Annotated in this window: 1 protein-coding gene; it reads left to right on the top strand. The window is 70.3% G+C overall.

Translation table 11 applies throughout. The features are described from left to right. Positions 1-273 (top strand): substrate-binding domain-containing protein (locus SB773_RS31740; protein WP_410594300.1); only part of this gene is annotated, 273 nt, incomplete at both ends.

Genomic DNA, 273 nt, shown 5'->3' with positions numbered 1-273 from the left:
CCGTTCACGCACATCACGATCGACAACCGTGCGGCGGCGCGCACCGCCACAGAGCACCTGCTCGCGATCGGATGCCGTCGGATCGCCTACATCGGTCGTCGTGATTCTCGCCCGTCGGATGCCGCGGACCGCCGACACGTCGGATACGTCGAGGCGCTGACCGCCGCCGACATCCCCGTCGACCCGGCTCTCACCGCGCAGGTCGACGCGTTCACCGCCGACGAGGGTGAACGTGTCGCAGCGGCGATGACCGCGGCGCTCCCCGACCTCGAC

It is taken from the genome of Bacillus sp. SIMBA_074, assembly GCF_046534555.1.
GTDB lineage: Bacteria > Bacillota > Bacilli > Bacillales > Bacillaceae_G > Bacillus_A > Bacillus_A mycoides.
This window is presented reverse-complemented; position numbering and strand designations above follow the sequence as displayed.